Raw genomic sequence first — 17882 nt, forward strand, 5'->3', positions numbered from 1 at the left:
GCGCCATGAACACCACGGACCCGCAGCACGCGGAGCTGAAGAAGGACCTCGACGCCACCGTGCGGGCACGCAGGGAACTGGGCGACGACTACGACTCCGCACTGGTCGACTCCTTCCTGGAGAAGGTCGAGCAGCGGATCGACGACGCGGTGGACCGCCGGGTGCGCCGGCATCTGGCGGAGCAGCGGGTGACGACCGCGCGCGGGGTCCGCGCCCCGAACGCGGCCGACACCTGGTTCGAGCGCCACGGCTTCGCCCTGGTCTCGCTGATCGTGGCGATCCCCCTGTCCGCGATCGGCGGCGCCTTCGGGGGCATGTCCGGGGTCCTCGCCGCGTGGATCGGCGTCGTCGGCGTCAACGTGGCCCAGACCGCGCGCGTCAACCCGGAGATCTTCGCCGGGCGCCGGGAACGGGGACAGGAACGGGAACGGCGGACGGATGCCGCCGGGCGGTAAAGCTTTCGCGGGAACCGCCGCACCCCCGTTTCCGGGGGGCGGGACGACGGCGGTCCCCGCGAGGGACGCGAGCCGGGTCAGGCCGGGCCTGCGCGTCCTGGGCGTCCATGGAGTCCGGGAGCCGCTCCGGAGGTCCTTGGCGCCGTTCGGTGCCGGCCGGGGCGGGGAGCCTTCCCAGGGCTTGACGCCCGGGTGGTACTCCCACCGCCTCCCGCCGACACCTTCACTGTGCCGGACCCGTGTTAAGCGGGTGCTGCGTGCACGTGACACGCTCGTGCCACTTCCGGGCCGGCCGGATCGGCCGCGGTCACCGCGCGTTCGCCGCCGGCCGGGTCACCGCCCGCCTGCTACTGCTTGCCGCCCTTGGCGAGGAACGCCAGCAGGTCCTGACGGCTGACGACGCCCTTCGGCTTGCCCTCGACCAGGACGATCGCCGCGTCCGCCGCACCCAGCACGGACATCAGGTCCTCGACCGCCTCGCCGGAGCCGACCTGCGGCAGCGGGGCGCCCATGTGCTTCTCCAGCGGGTCGTCCAGCGAGGCCGCCTTGTGGAACAGGGCGTCGAGCAGCTCGCGCTCGACCACCGAGCCGATGACCTCGGCGGCCATCACGTCCGGGTGGCCGGCGCCCGGCTTCACGACCGGCATCTGCGAGACGCCGTACTCGCGCAGCACCTCGATGGCCTCGCCGACGGTCTCCTCCGGGTGCATGTGGACCAGGGACGGGATGGAGCCGTCCTCCTTGTCGGCGAGGACGTCGCCGACCCGGGCGCTGGGGCCCTCGTCGTCCAGGAAGCCGTAGTCCCGCATCCACTCGTCGTTGAAGATCTTGGTGAGGTAGCCGCGGCCGCTGTCCGGCAGGAGGACGACGACGACGTCGTCCGGGCCGAGCCGCTCGGCGGCGCGCAGCGCGGCCACGACGGCCATGCCGCAGGAGCCGCCGACGAGGAGGCCCTCCTCCTTGGCGAGGCGGCGGGTCATCTGGAAGGCGTCCTTGTCGGACACGGCGATGATCTCGTCGACGAGGCTCCCGTCGTACGCGGTCGGCCAGAAGTCCTCACCGACGCCCTCGACGAGGTACGGGCGGCCGGAGCCGCCGGAGTACACGGAGCCCTCCGGGTCGGCGCCGATGACCTTGACCTGGCCCTTGCTGGCTTCCTTCAGGTAGCGGCCGGTGCCGGAGATGGTGCCGCCGGTGCCGACGCCCGCCACGAAGTGCGTGAGGCCGCCCTCGGTCTGCTCCCACAGCTCGGGGCCGGTGGAGTAGTAGTGCGAGAGCGGGTTGTTCGGGTTGGAGTACTGGTCCGGCTTCCAGGCGCCCGGGGTCTCGCGGACGAGGCGGTCGGAGACGTTGTAGTACGAGTCCGGGTGCTCGGGGTCCACGGCGGTCGGGCAGACGACGACCTCGGCGCCGTACGCGCGCAGCACGTTGATCTTGTCGGTGCTCACCTTGTCAGGGCAGACGAAGATGCACTTGTAGCCCTTCTGCTGGGCCACGATCGCGAGGCCCACGCCGGTGTTGCCGCTGGTCGGCTCGACGATGGTGCCACCCGGCTTCAGCGCACCGCTCTCCTCTGCGGCCTCGATCATGCGCAGGGCGATGCGGTCCTTCACGGAGCCGCCCGGGTTGAAGTACTCCACCTTGGCCAGGACGGTGGCCTGGATGCCCTTGGTCACGTGGTTCAGCTTCACCAGCGGGGTGTTGCCGACGAGGCTGATCATCGAGTCGTGGAATTGCACCGTTGTCTCCGGTTGCTTGCAAAAAACAGGTCGTAGTGGTGCAGCCAGCGTAAGGCCCCCGGGTGACCTCCGAGGGGCGATCACGGCCCGTTGAGATTGGCGGACGGGCGGTACGGGGCAAGGAGTGGTTGTACGGCTACGAGGAGGTGGCGGCGACGCATGAGCAGCATGTCGAGGGCGAGGGTGGCCCGGCGCATCGCGGCCGGAGCGGCGTACGGCGGCGGCGGGGCCGGGCTGGTCGGCGCGGCCGCGATCGGACTGCTGGTGGCGGAGATGCAGATGGCGCGGCGCGCCGTGAACAACGGCAACAGCGGCGGCCGGGTGCCCGTGGCCGACGGTGTGTACGGCGACTCCTACGGCGTCCCCGGCGAACCGCCCCTCCGGCTGACCGTGCTCGGGGACTCCACGGCCGCGGGGCAGGGGGTGCACCGGGCGGGCCAGACACCGGGCGCGCTGCTGGCGTCGGGGCTGGCGGCGGTGGCGGAGCGCCCGGTCGCGCTGCGGAACGTCGCGCAGCCGGGGGCGCAGTCGGACGACCTGGACCGACAGGTGTCCCTGGTGCTGTCCGCTCCCTTTCCGGTCCCCGACGTCTGCGTGATCATGATCGGCGCGAACGACGTCACCCACCGGATGCCCGCGACGCGCTCGGTACGCCACCTGTCGTCGGCGGTACGCCGGCTGCGGACGGCCGGCGCGGAGGTCGTGGTCGGCACGTGCCCCGACCTCGGCACCATCGAGCCCGTGCAGCAGCCGCTGCGGTGGCTGGCCCGGCGGGCCTCACGGCAGCTGGCGGCGGCGCAGACGATCGGGGCGGTGGAGCAGGGGGGCCGCACGGTGTCGCTCGGCGATCTGCTGGGGCCCGAGTTCGAGGCGAATCCGCGGGAACTGTTCGGGCCGGACAACTACCACCCCTCGGCGGAGGGGTACGCCACCGCGGCGATGGCGGTGCTGCCGACGGTGTGCGCGGTGCTGGGGCTGTGGCCCGCGGAGGAGGAACGGCCGGACGCGTCCCGCCGCGAGGGCTTCCTGCCGGTCGCGCGCGCGGCGGCCGAGGCGGCGTCGGAAGCGGGCACAGAGGTCACCGCGGCCATGCCGACCGGACCTCGCGGTCCATGGGCCCTGCTCAAGCGCAGGCGCCGCCGCCGAGTCCCGGAAGCCGAACCGGCAACCCCGTCGGTATGACCCACCCCGACGGGCAACCCCCTCAGGGGCGCGGGGAACTGCGCGACCAGCCCCCACGAACCCGCAGCCGCCCACCGGCCACCCCCGGAAACAGCACCCCCACAACCCCAGCCCCACCAACCCCTCAGGGGCGCGAGGAACCGCGCGACCAGCCCCCACGAACCCGCAGCCGCACGCCTCCCCCCGCCACAACGGCGAACCGCGCCCCCGAAGAGAAAAGCAAGCGCTTAGACAATTGCGGCCAGGGTCACATCGCCACACCGGTGACCTGGGCCATACAGGCGGGTAACTTCCGAGGCGGACCTGCCGAATTCCTCATGTCACTGGAGCCGTGATGCCCGAAGCCGTCATCGTGTCGACCGCCCGCTCCCCCATCGGCCGCGCCTTCAAGGGCTCCCTGAAGGACCTGCGCCCGGACGACCTCACCGCCACGATCATCCAGGCGGCGCTCGCCAAGGTTCCCGAGCTGGACCCGAGGGACATCGACGACCTGATGCTCGGCTGCGGCCTGCCCGGCGGCGAGCAGGGCAACAACCTCGGCCGGATCGTCGCCGTACAGATGGGCATGGACCACCTGCCGGGCTGCACGATCACCCGCTACTGCTCCTCCTCGCTGCAGACCTCCCGCATGGCCCTGCACGCCATCAAGGCCGGCGAGGGCGACGTCTTCATCTCGGCCGGTGTCGAGATGGTCTCCCGGTTCGCCAAGGGCAACTCCGACAGCCTCCCGGACACGCGCAACCCGTTCTTCGCCGAGGCCGAGGCCCGCACCGCCGAGGTCGCCCAGCAGGAGGGCACCACCTGGCACGACCCGCGCGAGGACGGCCTCGTCCCCGACGCCTACATCGCGATGGGCCAGACCGCGGAGAACCTGGCGCGCGTCAAGGGCATCAGCCGCCGGGAGATGGACGAGTTCGGCGTCCGCTCGCAGAACCTCGCCGAAGAGGCCATCAAGAACGGCTTCTGGGAGCGCGAGATCACCCCGGTGACCCTCCCCGACGGCACGGTGGTCAGCAAGGACGACGGCCCGCGCGCCGGCGTCTCCCTGGAGGGCGTCGAGGGCCTGAAGCCGGTCTTCCGCCCGGACGGCCTGGTCACCGCCGCCAACTGCTGCCCCCTCAACGACGGCGCCGCCGCGCTCGTCATCATGAGCGACACCAAGGCCCGCGAGCTGGGCCTGACCCCGCTCGCCCGCATCGTGTCCACCGGCGTCTCCGGCCTCTCCCCCGAGATCATGGGCCTCGGCCCGGTCGAGGCCAGCAAGCAGGCCCTGCGCCGCGCCGGCCTGAGCGTCGGCGACATCGACCTGGTCGAGATCAACGAGGCCTTCGCCGCCCAGGTGATCCCCTCCTACCAGGACCTCGGCATCGACCTGGACAAGCTGAACGTCAACGGCGGCGCCATCGCCGTCGGCCACCCCTTCGGCATGACCGGCGCCCGCATCACCGGCACGCTGATCAACTCGCTCCAGTTCCACGACAAGCAGTTCGGCCTGGAGACCATGTGCGTCGGCGGCGGCCAGGGCATGGCGATGGTCATCGAGCGCCTGAGCTGACCCACCCTCGGTGACCGGCGGAGCACAGACCGTCGGCCCAGGGCCCGGAACCCGGAAAACTCCCGGGTTCCGGGCCTTTTTGTGATCCAATCTCCCTCAGGATGTGACCTATCTCCCTCATGGGAGGCATCTGTGCAGGTCAGTACCGTGATCCGGAAATCCCCCCGACCACATTCCTGTCTGTTTCGTGACGTTACGCACTGACAGATGGTCAGTCCGCCCTTCAAGCTGATGTAGGAAGTCGGGGGTCGACTTTGAACCTGGGAGTACGTCCGTGAGCGCCATGCCCTTCGCCCTGCTGCTCACCACGGCCGCCACGGGCGCCGTGGGCATCGCCGTCCTGCGCACCTGCCTGAAGCTGCGCCGCCAGATCGCCGAGCTGCACACCCAGCTCGCCGAGAACCAGGCGGCCGCCATACGCGCGCTGCTTCCGGCCGCCCGCACCGCCGCCGACGCGGAGGAGATACGCGCGGCCGTGGCCGAGGCGCTCGCGGAGGAGCGGGAGCGGGAGCTGGCCGAGGCCCGCGCGTTCTGGGCCGCGCAGGAAGTCCGGGACGCCTCGGACGCCCCCTCGCTGCTCGGCCTGACCGACACCGACCCGTTCCTGCCCCGGCAGGCCGACTTCGCGGGCCTGGACTCGCTGGAGCCGGTGGCCGAGCCGGCCGCGGAGTCCGACGAGTTCTCCGCCAAGGACTTCGCCCAGGGCGGTACGTCTTCGGAGTCCCCCGAGCTGACCGCGGCCCGCCGCCGCCACCCCTCGCACCCCGACTTCGTCCCGGTGCAGTCGCCGACCGCGAACGATCACGAGCGCACGGTGAGCACCCTGGAGCAGCTGGCCGCCGAGCACGTCGTACTCGCCGACGTCCGCCCCGGCCCGCTCGGCACCCTCGACGTCTACGTCTTCGCCGACGGCACCACCCTGTGCATGACCCCGGGCCACCGCGAGACGGCCGAGCGCCTGGCCCAGGCCGTCCGCGCCGGCGAGGCCCCGTACCTGCTCGGCGGGTCCGGCCTCTCCGGCTCCTACTCCCTGACCTTCGCCTGCGGCGAGGAGACGGTCTACATCCTGGCCGACAGGGTCATCGCCTCGCTGTGAGACGGCGGGCCCGGCGGCCGGCCCTCGCCGTCGCCTGCGAACGCCGCTAAAGCCCCGCCCGCTTCCGCGCCTCCTCCACCAGCCGTACCGCTTCGGCGACCTGCTCCTCGCTCACCAGCACCACCGCCAAGTCGTTCCCGGCCACGGTGATTTGGTCGGCCACCGCGAACATCCCCGCGTCCGGCATCTCCCGGGCCTCTGCACCCGACTCCTCGGCGGACTGCGCCCACAGAGCCAACTGCCTGGCCAGGGCCAGCGCCTCGGCGGCACCGCTGCGTTGGAGCCGGCTCTGCGGTGCCGCGCGCAGCCGGTCGGCGAAATGTTCCACGGCTCGGGTGAGGGGTGTCGTATCAACCACGCGCCGAGCGTAACGCCCCGCACTGTTGCCAAGCGGCGAACGCTCAGGCACGGTGACGTGAAGGACCGGCCTACATCCCCTTTGCGTTCGGAGGCGCCGATGTCCCATGTCTTCTCCGAAGAGACCCACCGCAACCTGCTCGCCCGCATCCCCCACTGCACCGGTCGTGAAGTCTCCGACTGGCTGCGCACCGTCGAGGAAGGCCCCGCCCTCTTCCGCTTCGAGGAGAAGGTCAGCTGGCTCCGGCACGAGTACGACCTCGCGTACGGCCACGCCAAGGCGATCGTCCATGAGTACGACCTGAGGCGGGCCGCGCGGAAGCTGCTCTGACGCCGCGAACCGTCCCGCGAACTGTCCCTCGGACGTCCCTCGGACGTCGCACGGACCGTCACGCGGACGACGAAGGGCCCCCGGGAGCGCGTCCCGGGGGCCCTTCGCGCGTCGGGCGGCGTGCGTCAGTCGTTGTTGTTGAAGATGGCGACCAGACGCAGCATCTCCGTGTAGATCCACACCAGGGCCACCGTGAGGCCGAACGCGGCGAACCAGGACTCGTCGCGCGGGGCGCCGTAGGCGATGCCGTCCTCGATCTGCTTGAAGTCGAGGGTCAGGAAGAACGCGCCGAGCACGATGGCGATGACGCCGACGATCGCGCCGAGCGGCCCGAAGCCGCGCAGGCCGCCGTTCTCGGCGACGCCGAACACGACCAGCAGCAGGTTGACCGCCATGGCCAGCATGAAGGCGAGGGCGATGGCCATGCCGATGCGGGCGTAGCGCGCCGTGACACGGATCCAGCCGGCCTTGTAGACGACCAGGGTCGCGGCGGAGACCGCCATGGTGCCGAGCACCGCCTGGAAGGGGGCCCCGCTCCAGCGGGCGTTGTACATCTCGCTGATGACGCCGAGCAGGATGCCCTCGAAGGCGGCGTAGCCGAGGATCAGCGCGGGCGACGGGGTGCGCTTGAAGTTCTGCACGAGCCCCAGCACCATCGCGATGAGCCCGGAGCCGATCGCCAGACCGTAGCTGGTCGCCGAGACCGGCAGCAGCACCCAGGCGAGGACCGCGCCGACGACGACGGTGCCGAGCGTGAGCGCCGAGCGCGTGATGACGTCGTCCATCGTCATGCGGTCGGTGACGGCCGGGGCCTGCTGGGCGTACGGGTTCTGGGCGTACGGGTTTTGTGCGTACTGGTTCTGGGCGTACGGGTTCTGCGTGTGCGGGTCACCCTGCGCGCACCCGGCCTGCGGCGCGGTGTTGAAGCCGGCGTAGCCGCTGTCGCGGCCGAACCCCCGTCGCGAGAGGACCGGGTTGCTGCTCCTCATTTCACTCCTCCATGGCCGCCCTGCGCAGCCTTGGGCTCAAGGGTAATGGATTGGCAAAGGACAGATCGTGATGCTTGAGGAGGATCTTTCCCCGGCTGTCCGGCGCAACACGCCGCGCAGAACACTTGTTCCCGCTCGTGGACGACTTACGCGGAGCTCACGCAGGCCTTACGCCCACAGGCCCGTGTAGGCCTCGGCAAGGTCGGTCTCGGCCGCGCGGGAGGAGGCGATGCGTTCCAGCCGGGCCAACTGGAGCCGGGCGTCGAACGCGGTGGCGCCCGGGGCGCGGTGCAGCAGGGTCGTCAGGTCGTAGGAGAACCGCTCGGCCTGCCAGACGCGGCGCAGGCAGGTGGCGGAGTACGCGTCGAGGAGTGCCGCGGAGTCCGTCTCCTTCTCGTACGCCAGCGCCCGCGCGAGGGTGATCGCGTCGCCCACGGCGAGGTTCAGGCCCTTCGCCCCGGTCGGCGGCACGATGTGGGCGGCGTCGCCCGCGAGGAAGAGCCGGCCGTGGCGCATGGGCTCGTGGACGAAGGAACGCATGGGCGTGACCGACTTCTGGGTGACCGGACCACGCCGCAGCGTCCAGCCGTCGCGGGTCTCGAAGCGGCTTTCCAGTTCCGTCCATGTCCTGTCGTCGGTCCACTCCTCGGCCCTGGTTGCGGCGGGCACCTGGAGGTAGAGCCGTGAGACGGAAGGGGAGCGCAGGGACAACAGGGCGAAGCCGCGGTCGTGGCGGGCGTAGACCAGCTCGTCGTGCGAGGGGGCGACATCGGCGAGGATGCCGAGCCAGGCATAGGGGTACGACCGCTCGAACACCCGGGTGACGGAGGCCGGGAAGGCCTTCCTGGCCACGCCCCAGAAGCCGTCGCACCCGACGACGTACCGGCACTCCAGCTCGTCCTCCGTGCCCTGGCGCCGAAAGCGCACGCGCGGCCGGTCGCTCTCCGCTCCCTCGACGCCCAGGGCCTCCGCCTCGAACAGCAACGGACCGCCCTCGGCCAGCTGGAGGGCGATGAGGTCCTTGCACACCTCGGTCTGGGCGTACACCGTCACGGAGCGTCCGCCGGTGCGGCCGGGGAAGTCGACGCGGTGGCGGCGCCCGTCGAAACGGAGTTCGATCCCGTCGTGCCGCAGCCCCTCGCGGTCCATCCGCTCTCCGGCACCGGCCGCCCGCAGCGCGTCCACCGTGCCCTGCTCCAGGACCCCCGCGCGCTGGCGCTGTTCGACGTGGGCGCGGTCGCGGCTCTCCAGGACGACCGAGTCGATGCCGGCGCGGTGCAGCAGCCGGGCGAGGAGCAGTCCGGCGGGGCCGGCGCCGATGATTCCGACAGTGGTGCGCATCAAGCTGTCCCTCCTGTCTTGGAGGGCGTGAGTCTGTGCCGGGTGCCATCCGGTGTCAATGGGACTGCCGACGGGCCTGTCGGAGAGGCCGGCAGAGGGGCTGTCAGCCGGCCCGGCGGAGGGGCTGCCGGAGGAACTTCCAGTGGGATTCCGGCGGAAAGGGGTTGGCCGGCCGCCGGGTCCGCGGGAGGCGCTCGCGGAGCCGACGGCCGGCCGGGGAGGGACGGTCAGCGCGGGGTCAGTGGCCCGGCCAGCCGTCCAGGTGGCGGTGCAGGGTGACGTCCGGCTTCACGTGCCCCTTAGGGGCGTGCGCCACGGCGTCGTCCAGGACCTTGGTGACCTCACCGGCCAGGGCGTCGACGCGTGTCTTCAGCTCGGCGGCGGGCAGCGTGGAGCGGCTGAGCGTGTCCAGCCTGCGGTGGATGTCGTTCAGTCGGCGCTTGTGCGCGGCGTCGAAGGTGAACGGCGTCGGGGTGGAGACGACGAACTGGTAGGCACCGGCGAGCGTCTGGCAGCCGGTGCACGACTTGTTGGCGGCGTCGCTGAGGTTCACGGCGTTCAGGTGCGTGCGCTGGCCGGCGAACGTGACGATCTGGAAGGACAGCGCGACCGACCGGCAGTGGTCGTCCGCCGAGCAGCCCGCGGAGACCGCGTTGGCCTGGTTGCGGGCGGAGGCGGCGTTCACGGTGCCGAACTGGCGGATGGTGAAGGAGTCGCGGGCCTGCGTGTGGTGGGCCCGGTCGGCGTGGCTGAAGACGTGGTCCGAGGCGAACGCGGCATGCCCCGAACCGGTGGCGGCCTGCGCCGGGACGGCCGTGGCCACTCCGGCGGCACCGGCCGCGAGGAGCACGGTGCGCAGGGCGCGCCCGCTGAAGGGACGGCCGGTGCTGGAGCGTGCCTTTCGGTGACTGCTCATGGGGTCTCCTGAAAGAGGAACGACGTGGTTGTGGTGGAGTGCGCGGCCGCACCGGGGGGGCGGTCGGGGCGACGGCGGTGCCGGGACGCGGTGAACGGCCCGGCGGGGGTCGGGACGGCGCGGGTGGGAGCGGCACGGGCTCCGGGAGCGCCGGGGCGGGTCCGGAGCCCTTCCGGGACCCGGGGCCTGGGGTCCGGGGTCCGGAGTGCTTCCCGGGCAGCGGTCCGGACGCCGAATCAGGGAAGCCCCCCCAGAGGCCGCAGAGGCCGCAGAGGCTCCGGAAGCTCCCGGATAGCGGGTCCAGGAATCCCCTTACGGGTTGCCGTCGGCGGCGGTCCGGGAGGTCAGGACGACACCGGCGCCGCGGTCTCGGTGGGCGGTGATTCCGTGTGGGTCTCCGTGGGCGACGTCGTCGCGCTCTCCGACGGGGTCGGCGAGGGTTCCGACGGCGGGCCGGACGTGGCCGGTCCGGGACCCGCCCCCGGTTCGCCGCCGCTGGTGGTGGCGGGCGGAGGGGTGGTGCTCGCGGTCGGCTTCCCGGGCTCGGGCGACCCGGCCGTGGACGCCGGGGCGGAGGCGGACGCGCTGTCCGACGCCTCGGCCGAGGCACTGCCGGACGCCCCGGTGACCGGTGCTCCCGGGACCGCCGAGGGTGACGCGGACGCCGCGCCGGCACCGCCCGGGGAGCCCCCCGGGACCCCGCCGGGCGTCGACGCGTCCAGCGCCGGAGGTGCCGTGATGGGCACTCCGGGTTGCAGGATCGGGGCGATCGGCGGCTTCTTCGGCAAGGGCTTCGGCGTCACCCCGGACATCCAGGCGTAGCTGAGGCCCGTCAGTCCGGCCAGGGCGAGCGCGCACACCGCGACACGCAGCCGGGGTCGGCCCGCGGTGGAGCGTTTCGCGGCCCGGAAGAGCCGGCCGCCGATCTTCACCGAGAGGTAGACGACTCCCGCCATCGGGCACAGCAGCATCACGGTGCCGATCACCCCGACGAGCCCGGGCACGATCTCCCCGTGCACGAACGCCGAACCGGTGCCGGTGAGTTGCTCGGTCAGCGAGCGGACCATCGTGGTGAGGATCCGCGGCAGGTTCCACAGCGCGTAGCCCAGCTCGCCGATGATCAGCGGCACCATGGTCAGCGTCCAGGTGGCGACGATGGTGCGCGCCGACCTCTTCAGCCCCGCGACCTCCACGCGGGCGGCCTGCCCCTTGGCGCCCGGGACCAGGGAGAGCAGGATCGGCTTGATCTTGCCGTACAGGTCCGGCACGCCGGCGAGGTCGCCCAGGATGTAGTAGCCGTCCAGCCGGACGGCCGGCATCAGCTGTTCGAGGATCTCGAAGTGGCCGAGGTAGACCGCCGCGAGGAAGAACGGCTGCCCGGTGGCGAAGTAGGCCCCGGCCATGGCCAGCATGAAAACGACGTTGAAGTAGATCCCGCCGAGGTCGGTGCGGATGCGTCCGGCGCGGTTGATCCGGTAGACGTCGGTGACGTCTGTGTACATCGACGGCCAGATGAGGAACAGGCCGCAGCCGATGCACCCGGGCCGGGCGCCGCCGTATCTGCAGGCGGAGGCGTGGCCGAACTCGTGGAAGACGAGCGAGGCCACGGTGAGGACGAAGACGATCAGGATCAGCACCGGCTGGTCCAGGACCTCCAGGACCGGTTCGATCGCCCCGAAGAAGCCGAACAGCCAGACGTCCATGGCGACGGCCGTCAGCAGCACGGCGGCGACCACGGGCGGCCGGTGCAGCCAGGCCAGGGCCCGGGCGATCCTCGCCGTACGACGTTCGTCGAAGATCACCCGGTGGCCCTTGAGGGCGAGGAGGAGGTCGGAGCGCGGGGCGTCGACCTCGTCGTCCTCCTGGCCCTCGGGCACCGTCACGCCCAGCGGTTCGAGCTTGTTCTCGACCAGGTAGCGGATGTTCTCCCCGCTGACCTCGCGGCCGAAGCGCGCGCTCACCCGGTGGGCGATCGTGTCGATGTCGCGGACGCCGTCGACGGACGACGCCACGAGGTACAGCAGCCGTGACAGCTGCACGACCTGCCCGTCCCCCCGACGGGCGATGTACTTGGGCTCGGTGAACCCCGACCCCTGGTACTCGCCGTGCAGCCGCAGCCCCGCGCTGAGCCGCGGGACCGGCTGGGCCGGCACCCCGGCGACCGGCAGTTTGCCGGTCGCCGCCTGCTCGTACGTCACCGGCCAGCCACCGGGCCCGGGCAGCGGGCCGGTGCCGTACAGCGCGGTGGTGCCGTCTCCCAGCACCGTCATGTGTGCTCTCCCCCCATGTCCTCACCGCGTAGCGCCGGCACGGACGCGGGGACGGACCGCCGCGCACTTGGGTGCGGCCCGTCCCCGCGGCCGGTGCGGCGGCGAGGCCGCTACTGCTTGACGGTGATCGACTGCGTGGCCTGCGACTGGGCGTCCGACCACAGCGAGTGGTCGTTCAGCGCGGCCGACTGGTTCGCGGCGGAGATGTTGGCCACGTGCTTGGTGACGTTGACGGTCTTGCCGAAGCTGAACTTCAGCTTGCCGAGGGCCTCACGGCCCGGGAGCAGCTCCGCCGACTCGCCGTCCAGCTCGCGCATGTCCATGCTCATGATGAAGGTCCTTTCCTTGGATGTGCGGGTGGGTCGAGGTGGTGCGCGGGCGTTACTGGGAGACGCTGATGGTCTGGGCGGCGCCGGAGTCGGCCACGGAGAACGCGGAGTGGTCGTTGAGGGCGGCGGACTCGTTGTGCGCGGAGATGTTCGCGACGTGCTTGGTGACGTTGACCGTCTTGCCGAAGCTGAACTTCAGCTTGCCGAGGGCCTCGCGGCCCGGCAGCAGCTCCGCGGACTCGGCGTCGAGCTCGTGGGCGTTCATCATGATCAATTCCCCCTCGGGAATAGGCATTTCCGGTCGAACGGAGTCAGGTTCCCCCCGGACTCTGTCCAACTTGGTCGGACGCACTGTCCAACGAGATTGGACACTAGGGCCTCGCGACCCGCCTCCGCAACCCATTCGGGGAATCACTCTTCCGGCGGTGCGCCTACTCGCCCGTAGAATCCCCTGCGACAGGAGGTACGGCCGAGCGGCGAGCAGGACGAGCAGGAAGTGACCCACGGTGTCCAACGCACTGCAGCAGTTGATCCGCGAGCGTCTCGACCGCAAGGGCTGGTCGTACGGCGATGTGGCACGACGCGGCGGCGTACCCCGCTCCACCGTCCATCACCTGGCGACCACCGAACGGGTCGTCCGGATGCCTCAGGCGGCCACCCTGGAGGGTCTGGCCAAGGGACTTGAGCTGCCGCTCGACGCCATCCGGCGCGCCGCGGCCGAGGCCTGCGGCATCCACGTCTACGGCGCCCCGTCCACCGAGGGCGCCGACAAGACGGCCCCCCTCTCCGGCGACCCCGAGGTGGACCTGCTCATCGCCAGCGTGCAGCAGCTGTCGGCCGACGACCGCCGGCATGTCGCCGCCCTGGTGGAGTCGCTGCTGGGCCGCCCCGCGAAGGACACCCCGGAGAACTGACCGCCGACGGCGGCGGCGGAACGATCCTTCGGGGTGAGCCGCGCCCGCACCCGACCGGTTTTCGCCAAGTCGGAACAAGAACGTAAATACGTCCGAAAGAGCGAAGATCCCCGGCTAACGTCTCGTCCTGCCCGAGGAGCGAAGACCGAAAGACCCCGGGCTCCTTGGGGGAAACGTGCTGTTCGTGCATGGCGGGCCGGCCACCGCGGTGGTCAGGGGGCCCGCCGGTGAATCGGTCGTCCTGCTCTCCGGCGACCTGCCCGAGGTACTCACCGACGAGGCGGTCGCCGAACTCCTGGACCTGGCCGCGGTGATCCTGGACGCGGACGAGCTGATCCTGTTCCGCGCCTGCCTGCGCGACCTGCGCCGGGGCGGCATGCGCGCGGGCCGCAGCATCGAGGTGGACGGGGCCGTGCTGACGGTGTACGAGGGCTGAGGACTGGAGGCTGAGCGCTGGGGGCGCACCAGAGGCGACGGCTCGAACGCCATCACCCCGGAACCTGCCCGCCTTCGCGCCCCGGCGGCGCCCTCCGGGCTTCCATGACGTCGGGTGCCGCACTGGAGGTGGTGCCCGGAGCCGGACTTGAACCGGCACGCCCGCGAAGGGGCAGCGAGGTTTAAGCTCGCCGTGTCTGCATTCCACCATCCGGGCAGGCCATGGGCACCGCTACGAGGGGCCGAGCCTATCGGGACCCCCTCCCACCACCGCGGAGACGACGATCCGATGTTGTCTTATTTTATTGATGTCTGAGGGTGCATCAGACCACGGTACGAGCCATCCGCACTTGCCAACAGCCTGACGCGGCACCGTCGCGGACGTACGCGGAATGACGGAATTTCACCTACCGAACGAGGGCGGTCCACCGGTTCTCACCGGCGGCGGTGTCCGGGTGGCCCGTCCTCCCCAGGTATGACACGGACCCGCTCCGTCCGACCGGAGTCGCCCCCAGGAACGGGAGCAGCGACTGACATCGCGGGCCAGGACGGCCGGGACGATGGAGGGGTCCCCGCACCGACACACCGTCCCCGCGACACACCGTCCCGACAGGAGCACCCTCCCGTGACCACCACACCCACCGCCGGCCGGACCACGGCCGTGGCCGCACGCGCCACCGAGCTGTCGAAGATCTACGGGCAGGGCGAGACCCGGGTGGTCGCCCTGGACCAGGTCTCCGTCGACTTCCGGCAGGCGGAGTTCACCGCGATCATGGGGCCGTCCGGTTCCGGCAAGTCCACGCTGATGCACTGCGTGGCCGGACTGGACACCTTCTCCTCGGGGTCCGTGCGGATCGGCGAGACCGAGCTGGGCTCGCTGAAGGACAAGCAGCTCACCAAGTTGCGCCGCGACAAGATCGGCTTCATCTTCCAGGCGTTCAACCTGCTGCCCACGCTGACCGCTCTGGAGAACATCACCCTCCCCATGGACATCGCGGGCCGCAAGCCCGACAAGGCGTGGCTGGACCAGGTCATCGAGATGGTCGGCCTGTCCGGGCGCCTGACCCACCGGCCCTCGCAGCTCTCCGGCGGCCAGCAGCAGCGCGTCGCCGTCGCCCGCGCCCTCGCCTCCAAGCCCGAGATCATCTTCGGCGACGAGCCGACCGGAAACCTCGACTCCCGCTCCGGCGCCGAGGTGCTGGGCTTCCTGCGCAACTCCGTGCGCGAGCTGGGCCAGACCGTGGTCATGGTGACCCACGACCCGGTCGCGGCGGCGTACGCGGACCGCGTGGTCTTCCTCGCCGACGGACGGATCGTGGACGAGATCCACGCCCCCACGGCCGACTCCGTACTCGACCTCATGAAGCAGTTCGACGCGAAGGGCCGTACCAGCTGATGTTCCGCACAGCCCTGCGCAACGTCCTCGCGCACAAGGCCCGGCTCCTGATGACCGTGCTCGCCGTCATGCTCGGCGTGGCGTTCGTGTCCGGGACGCTGGTCTTCACCAACACCATCTCCGACGCCTTCCAGAAGAGCTCCGCCAAGGGCTACGGCCAGGTCGACGTCGCCGTACAGCCCCGGTACCAGGGCTCCAAGGGCAACCAGGTCGGCCAGAGCGCCGAGCTGACGCAGGCGATGCTCGACAAGGCCGCCAAGGTCCCCGGTGCCGCCTCCGCCACAGGTGTCGTCACCGGTTTCACCGCGCTCGCGGACAAGGACGGCAAGCTGCTCGGCAGCGGCTGGCAGTCCGCCGGCGGCAACTACTGGGGCACCGACGACGCCCGCTACCCGCTCGCCGCCGGCCACGCGCCGCACGGCAGGGGCGAGGTGCTGATCGACTCGAAGACCGCCGAGCGCGCCGGCTACAAGGTCGGCGACACCCTGCGCCTGTCGGTCGACGGCCCGGTCCTCACCCCGCGTATCAGCGGCATCTTCACCACCGACGACGGCAACGTGACCGCCGGCGGCAGCCTCGCCCTGTTCGACACCCCGACCGCGCAGGCGCTGTTCGGCAAGAAGGGCACGTACGACGAGATCGACGTCAAGGCCGCGGCCGGAACCGGCCAGAGCGCCCTGAAGGCCGGTCTGGACAAGGCCCTGCCGTCCCGCCTGGTGGAGACCACCACCGCCGAGAAGCTCGCCGCCGACCAGGCCAAGGACATCGCCGACGGCATGAGCGGTCTGAAGCGGGTCCTGCTGGTGTTCGCCGGCATCGCCCTGTTCGTGGGCACGTTCATCATCGCCAACACCTTCACCATGCTGGTCGCCCAGCGCACCAAGGAACTGGCCCTGCTGCGGGCGGTCGGCGCCTCCCGCCGGCAGGTCACCCGCTCGGTGCTGATCGAGGCCTTCGTGGTGGGCGCCGTCGCCGGTGTCACCGGTCTGGTCGCCGGCATCGGCATCGGCGCGGGCCTGCGCTCCCTGCTGGGCTCCTTCGGCGCGAGCCTGCCCGACGGGCCGCTGGTGGTCACGCCCGGCACCGTGGTGGCCGCCCTCGCGGTCGGCGTCGTCATCACCGTGATCGCCGCCTGGCTGCCGGGCCGCCGCGCCGCGAAGATCCCGCCGGTCGCCGCGATGAGCAGCGTCCACGCCACGGCCACCACCAAGTCGCTGGTCCTGCGCAACACGCTCGGCGCGCTGTTCTCGGCGGCCGGCGTCACCACGGTCCTCGCGGCCACGACGATGGACACCGACTCCGCGCAGCTCCCGATGGGTCTCGGCGCCGTCCTGCTGATCATCGGCGTGTTCATCCTGACCCCGCTGCTGTCCCGCCCGCTGATCGCGGCCGCCGCTCCCGTGCTGCGCCTCTTCGGTGTCTCGGGCCGGCTGGCCCGCCAGAACTCGGTGCGCAACCCGCGCCGCACGGCGGCCACGGCGTCCGCGCTGATGATCGGCCTGACCCTGATCACCGGCATGACCGTGATGGCGGGCAGCCTGCAGACGGCGATCGACAAGATGGCGAGCTCGGCGCTGCGCGCCGACTACGTCGTGGCGATGGCCAACCGCGGCCCGCTCTCCCCCGACGTGGCCCACAGGATCGCCGCCGCGGACGGCGTCAGCGCCAGCAGCCCGCTGCGCAACGGCGCCTCCCGCATCGACGGCAGGACCGAGTACCTGACCGGCGTCGACGGCGCGGCCATCGGCAAGCTGACGGACCTGAAGGTGGACGACGGTTCCTTCACGATCGGCGGCGACCGGGTCGTCGTCGACAAGGACCGGGCCGAGAAGAACGGCTGGAAGGCCGGTTCGGACTTCACCGCCCACTTCGAGGACGGCAAGGCGCGGAAGCTGACGGTCGCCGGGGTCTACGAGGGCAACGACATGATCAACGGGATCATGCTCGACAACAGGACCCTCACCCCGCACCTGGCCCACCCCGCCGACATGCAGGTCATGGTCAAGATGTCCGGCGGTGCCTCCGGCGCGGCCAAGGACCGGCTGGAGAAGGCCCTCGGCTCCAACCCGGCGGTCAAGGTCGAGGACAAGCAGGACATCTCCAACGACATAGCGCAGATGTTCACGCTGATCCTGAACATGGTCTACGGCCTGCTCGGCATGGCGGTGATCGTCGCGGTCCTCGGTGTCATCAACACCCTGGCCATGTCGGTCTTCGAGCGCTCCCAGGAGATCGGCATGCTCCGCGCGATCGGCCTGGACCGCAGGGCGATCAAGCGGATGGTCCGCCTGGAGTCCCTGGTGATCTCCCTGTTCGGCGGTGTGCTCGGCATCGGTCTGGGCGTGTTCTTCGGCTGGGCGGCCGGTGAGCTGCTGGGCACGAAGCTGCCGACGTACCAACTGGTGCTGCCCTGGGGCCGGATGACGGTCTTCCTGCTGCTGGCGGCTGTCGTCGGCATCCTGGCCGCTCTGTGGCCGGCCCGGCGCGCGTCCCGCCTGAACATGCTGGCGGCGATCAAGGCCGAGTAGCCGTACGGCGGTCGTACGACCCCTGGGCCCCGTTCCGCGCGCGTGCGCG

General features: G+C 71.3%; 17 protein-coding genes and 1 tRNA gene. 9 read left to right on the plus strand and 9 right to left on the minus strand.

Annotated elements, in window-relative coordinates; translation table 11 throughout:
* Positions 1–5 precede the first annotated feature (5 nt).
* Positions 6–455 carry a hypothetical protein gene (locus OIB37_RS15830; protein ID WP_330458240.1) on the plus strand — a complete coding sequence of 150 codons (450 nt, stop codon included), beginning with the start codon at positions 6–8 and terminating at the stop codon, positions 453–455.
* Positions 456–802: 347 nt separating this feature from the next.
* On the opposite strand, the gene OIB37_RS15835 is transcribed toward OIB37_RS15830, so the two are convergent.
* A complete protein-coding gene (locus tag OIB37_RS15835) occupies positions 803–2194 on the minus strand; it encodes a cystathionine beta-synthase (RefSeq protein ID WP_330458241.1) in 1392 nt (463 codons plus the stop codon).
* A gap of 159 nt (positions 2195–2353) precedes the next feature.
* Here OIB37_RS15835 and OIB37_RS15840 point away from each other — a divergent pair, with 159 nt between their 5' ends.
* From OIB37_RS15840 to OIB37_RS15850, 3 genes are all read left to right on the plus strand, one after another.
* The gene (locus OIB37_RS15840; RefSeq protein ID WP_330458242.1) at positions 2354–3376 is read left to right on the plus strand and encodes an SGNH/GDSL hydrolase family protein; all 1023 of its coding nucleotides are present in this window, start codon (positions 2354–2356) and stop codon (positions 3374–3376) included.
* A gap of 334 nt (positions 3377–3710) precedes the next feature.
* A complete protein-coding gene (locus tag OIB37_RS15845) occupies positions 3711–4931 on the plus strand; it encodes an acetyl-CoA C-acetyltransferase (RefSeq protein WP_330458243.1) in 1221 nt (406 codons plus the stop codon).
* Between the two features lie 274 nt (positions 4932–5205).
* Positions 5206–6027 carry a hypothetical protein gene (locus OIB37_RS15850; RefSeq protein ID WP_330458244.1) on the plus strand — a complete coding sequence of 274 codons (822 nt, stop codon included), beginning with the start codon at positions 5206–5208 and terminating at the stop codon, positions 6025–6027.
* 46 nt (positions 6028–6073) lie between these two features.
* Here OIB37_RS15850 and OIB37_RS15855 read toward each other — a convergent pair whose 3' ends face one another.
* Positions 6074–6385 (minus strand): hypothetical protein, encoded by a 312-nt coding sequence (locus tag OIB37_RS15855; RefSeq protein ID WP_330458245.1) that lies wholly within the window; start codon positions 6383–6385, stop codon positions 6074–6076.
* A 99-nt stretch (positions 6386–6484) separates the two neighbouring features.
* Here OIB37_RS15855 and OIB37_RS15860 point away from each other — a divergent pair, with 99 nt between their 5' ends.
* Positions 6485–6715, plus strand: a complete 231-nt coding sequence (locus OIB37_RS15860) for a DUF4287 domain-containing protein (RefSeq protein WP_030653267.1) — start codon at positions 6485–6487, stop codon at positions 6713–6715.
* A gap of 125 nt (positions 6716–6840) precedes the next feature.
* Here the strand turns inward: OIB37_RS15860 and OIB37_RS15865 are convergent, their stop codons facing one another.
* The 6 genes from OIB37_RS15865 to OIB37_RS15890 all read right to left on the minus strand — a co-directional run bounded on the left by OIB37_RS15865 (position 6841) and on the right by OIB37_RS15890 (position 12828).
* A complete protein-coding gene (locus tag OIB37_RS15865) occupies positions 6841–7704 on the minus strand; it encodes a Bax inhibitor-1/YccA family protein (protein ID WP_330458246.1) in 864 nt (287 codons plus the stop codon).
* Positions 7705–7872: 168 nt separating this feature from the next.
* Positions 7873–9045 carry a 4-hydroxybenzoate 3-monooxygenase gene (locus tag OIB37_RS15870; protein ID WP_330458247.1) on the minus strand — a complete coding sequence of 391 codons (1173 nt, stop codon included), beginning with the start codon at positions 9043–9045 and terminating at the stop codon, positions 7873–7875.
* 238 nt (positions 9046–9283) lie between these two features.
* The gene (locus tag OIB37_RS15875; RefSeq protein ID WP_330458248.1) at positions 9284–9961 is read right to left on the minus strand and encodes a hypothetical protein; all 678 of its coding nucleotides are present in this window, start codon (positions 9959–9961) and stop codon (positions 9284–9286) included.
* 344 nt (positions 9962–10305) lie between these two features.
* Positions 10306–12231: a hypothetical protein gene (locus tag OIB37_RS15880; RefSeq protein ID WP_330458249.1), complete on the minus strand. Its 1926-nt coding sequence runs from the start codon at positions 12229–12231 to the stop codon at positions 10306–10308.
* Between the two features lie 110 nt (positions 12232–12341).
* Positions 12342–12560 carry a hypothetical protein gene (locus OIB37_RS15885; protein ID WP_330458250.1) on the minus strand — a complete coding sequence of 73 codons (219 nt, stop codon included), beginning with the start codon at positions 12558–12560 and terminating at the stop codon, positions 12342–12344.
* A gap of 52 nt (positions 12561–12612) precedes the next feature.
* Positions 12613–12828, minus strand: a complete 216-nt coding sequence (locus tag OIB37_RS15890; protein WP_330458251.1) for a hypothetical protein — start codon at positions 12826–12828, stop codon at positions 12613–12615.
* Positions 12829–13066: 238 nt separating this feature from the next.
* Here OIB37_RS15890 and OIB37_RS15895 point away from each other — a divergent pair, with 238 nt between their 5' ends.
* Both OIB37_RS15895 and OIB37_RS15900 read left to right on the plus strand, forming a co-directional pair.
* Positions 13067–13474, plus strand: a complete 408-nt coding sequence (locus tag OIB37_RS15895; protein WP_330458252.1) for a helix-turn-helix transcriptional regulator — start codon at positions 13067–13069, stop codon at positions 13472–13474.
* A gap of 184 nt (positions 13475–13658) precedes the next feature.
* Positions 13659–13910 (plus strand): hypothetical protein, encoded by a 252-nt coding sequence (locus tag OIB37_RS15900; protein WP_330458253.1) that lies wholly within the window; start codon positions 13659–13661, stop codon positions 13908–13910.
* A 129-nt stretch (positions 13911–14039) separates the two neighbouring features.
* Here OIB37_RS15900 and OIB37_RS15905 read toward each other — a convergent pair.
* Positions 14040–14126 (minus strand) — tRNA-Leu (locus OIB37_RS15905).
* A gap of 408 nt (positions 14127–14534) precedes the next feature.
* Here OIB37_RS15905 and OIB37_RS15910 point away from each other — a divergent pair.
* Positions 14535–15305, plus strand: a complete 771-nt coding sequence (locus OIB37_RS15910) for an ABC transporter ATP-binding protein (RefSeq protein ID WP_330458254.1) — start codon at positions 14535–14537, stop codon at positions 15303–15305.
* Complete coding sequence (locus OIB37_RS15915; RefSeq protein ID WP_330458255.1) at positions 15305–17833, plus strand: ABC transporter permease; 2529 nt, start codon at positions 15305–15307, stop codon at positions 17831–17833. The genes OIB37_RS15910 and OIB37_RS15915 overlap by 1 nt, the downstream gene beginning before the upstream one ends.
* Positions 17834–17882 lie beyond the last annotated feature (49 nt).

Source organism: Streptomyces sp. NBC_00820 (genome assembly GCF_036347055.1).
Taxonomy (GTDB): domain Bacteria; phylum Actinomycetota; class Actinomycetes; order Streptomycetales; family Streptomycetaceae; genus Streptomyces.

Bases quoted from the DNA above. Each gene is read 5' to 3' on its own strand.
- OIB37_RS15830 (WP_330458240.1), top strand. From the start codon at position 6: ATGAACACCACGGACCCGCAGCACGCGGAGCTGAAGAAGGACCTCGAC.
- OIB37_RS15840 (WP_330458242.1), top strand. From the start codon at position 2,354: ATGAGCAGCATGTCGAGGGCGAGGGTGGCCCGGCGCATCGCGGCCGGA.
- OIB37_RS15845 (WP_330458243.1), top strand. From the start codon at position 3,711: ATGCCCGAAGCCGTCATCGTGTCGACCGCCCGCTCCCCCATCGGCCGC.
- OIB37_RS15860 (WP_030653267.1), top strand. From the start codon at position 6,485: ATGTCCCATGTCTTCTCCGAAGAGACCCACCGCAACCTGCTCGCCCGC.
- OIB37_RS15865 (WP_330458246.1), bottom strand. From the start codon at position 7,704: ATGAGGAGCAGCAACCCGGTCCTCTCGCGACGGGGGTTCGGCCGCGAC.
- OIB37_RS15870 (WP_330458247.1), bottom strand. From the start codon at position 9,045: ATGCGCACCACTGTCGGAATCATCGGCGCCGGCCCCGCCGGACTGCTC.
- OIB37_RS15875 (WP_330458248.1), bottom strand. From the start codon at position 9,961: ATGAGCAGTCACCGAAAGGCACGCTCCAGCACCGGCCGTCCCTTCAGC.
- OIB37_RS15880 (WP_330458249.1), bottom strand. From the start codon at position 12,231: ATGACGGTGCTGGGAGACGGCACCACCGCGCTGTACGGCACCGGCCCG.
- OIB37_RS15885 (WP_330458250.1), bottom strand. From the start codon at position 12,560: ATGAGCATGGACATGCGCGAGCTGGACGGCGAGTCGGCGGAGCTGCTC.
- OIB37_RS15890 (WP_330458251.1), bottom strand. From the start codon at position 12,828: ATGATGAACGCCCACGAGCTCGACGCCGAGTCCGCGGAGCTGCTGCCG.
- OIB37_RS15915 (WP_330458255.1), top strand. From the start codon at position 15,305: ATGTTCCGCACAGCCCTGCGCAACGTCCTCGCGCACAAGGCCCGGCTC.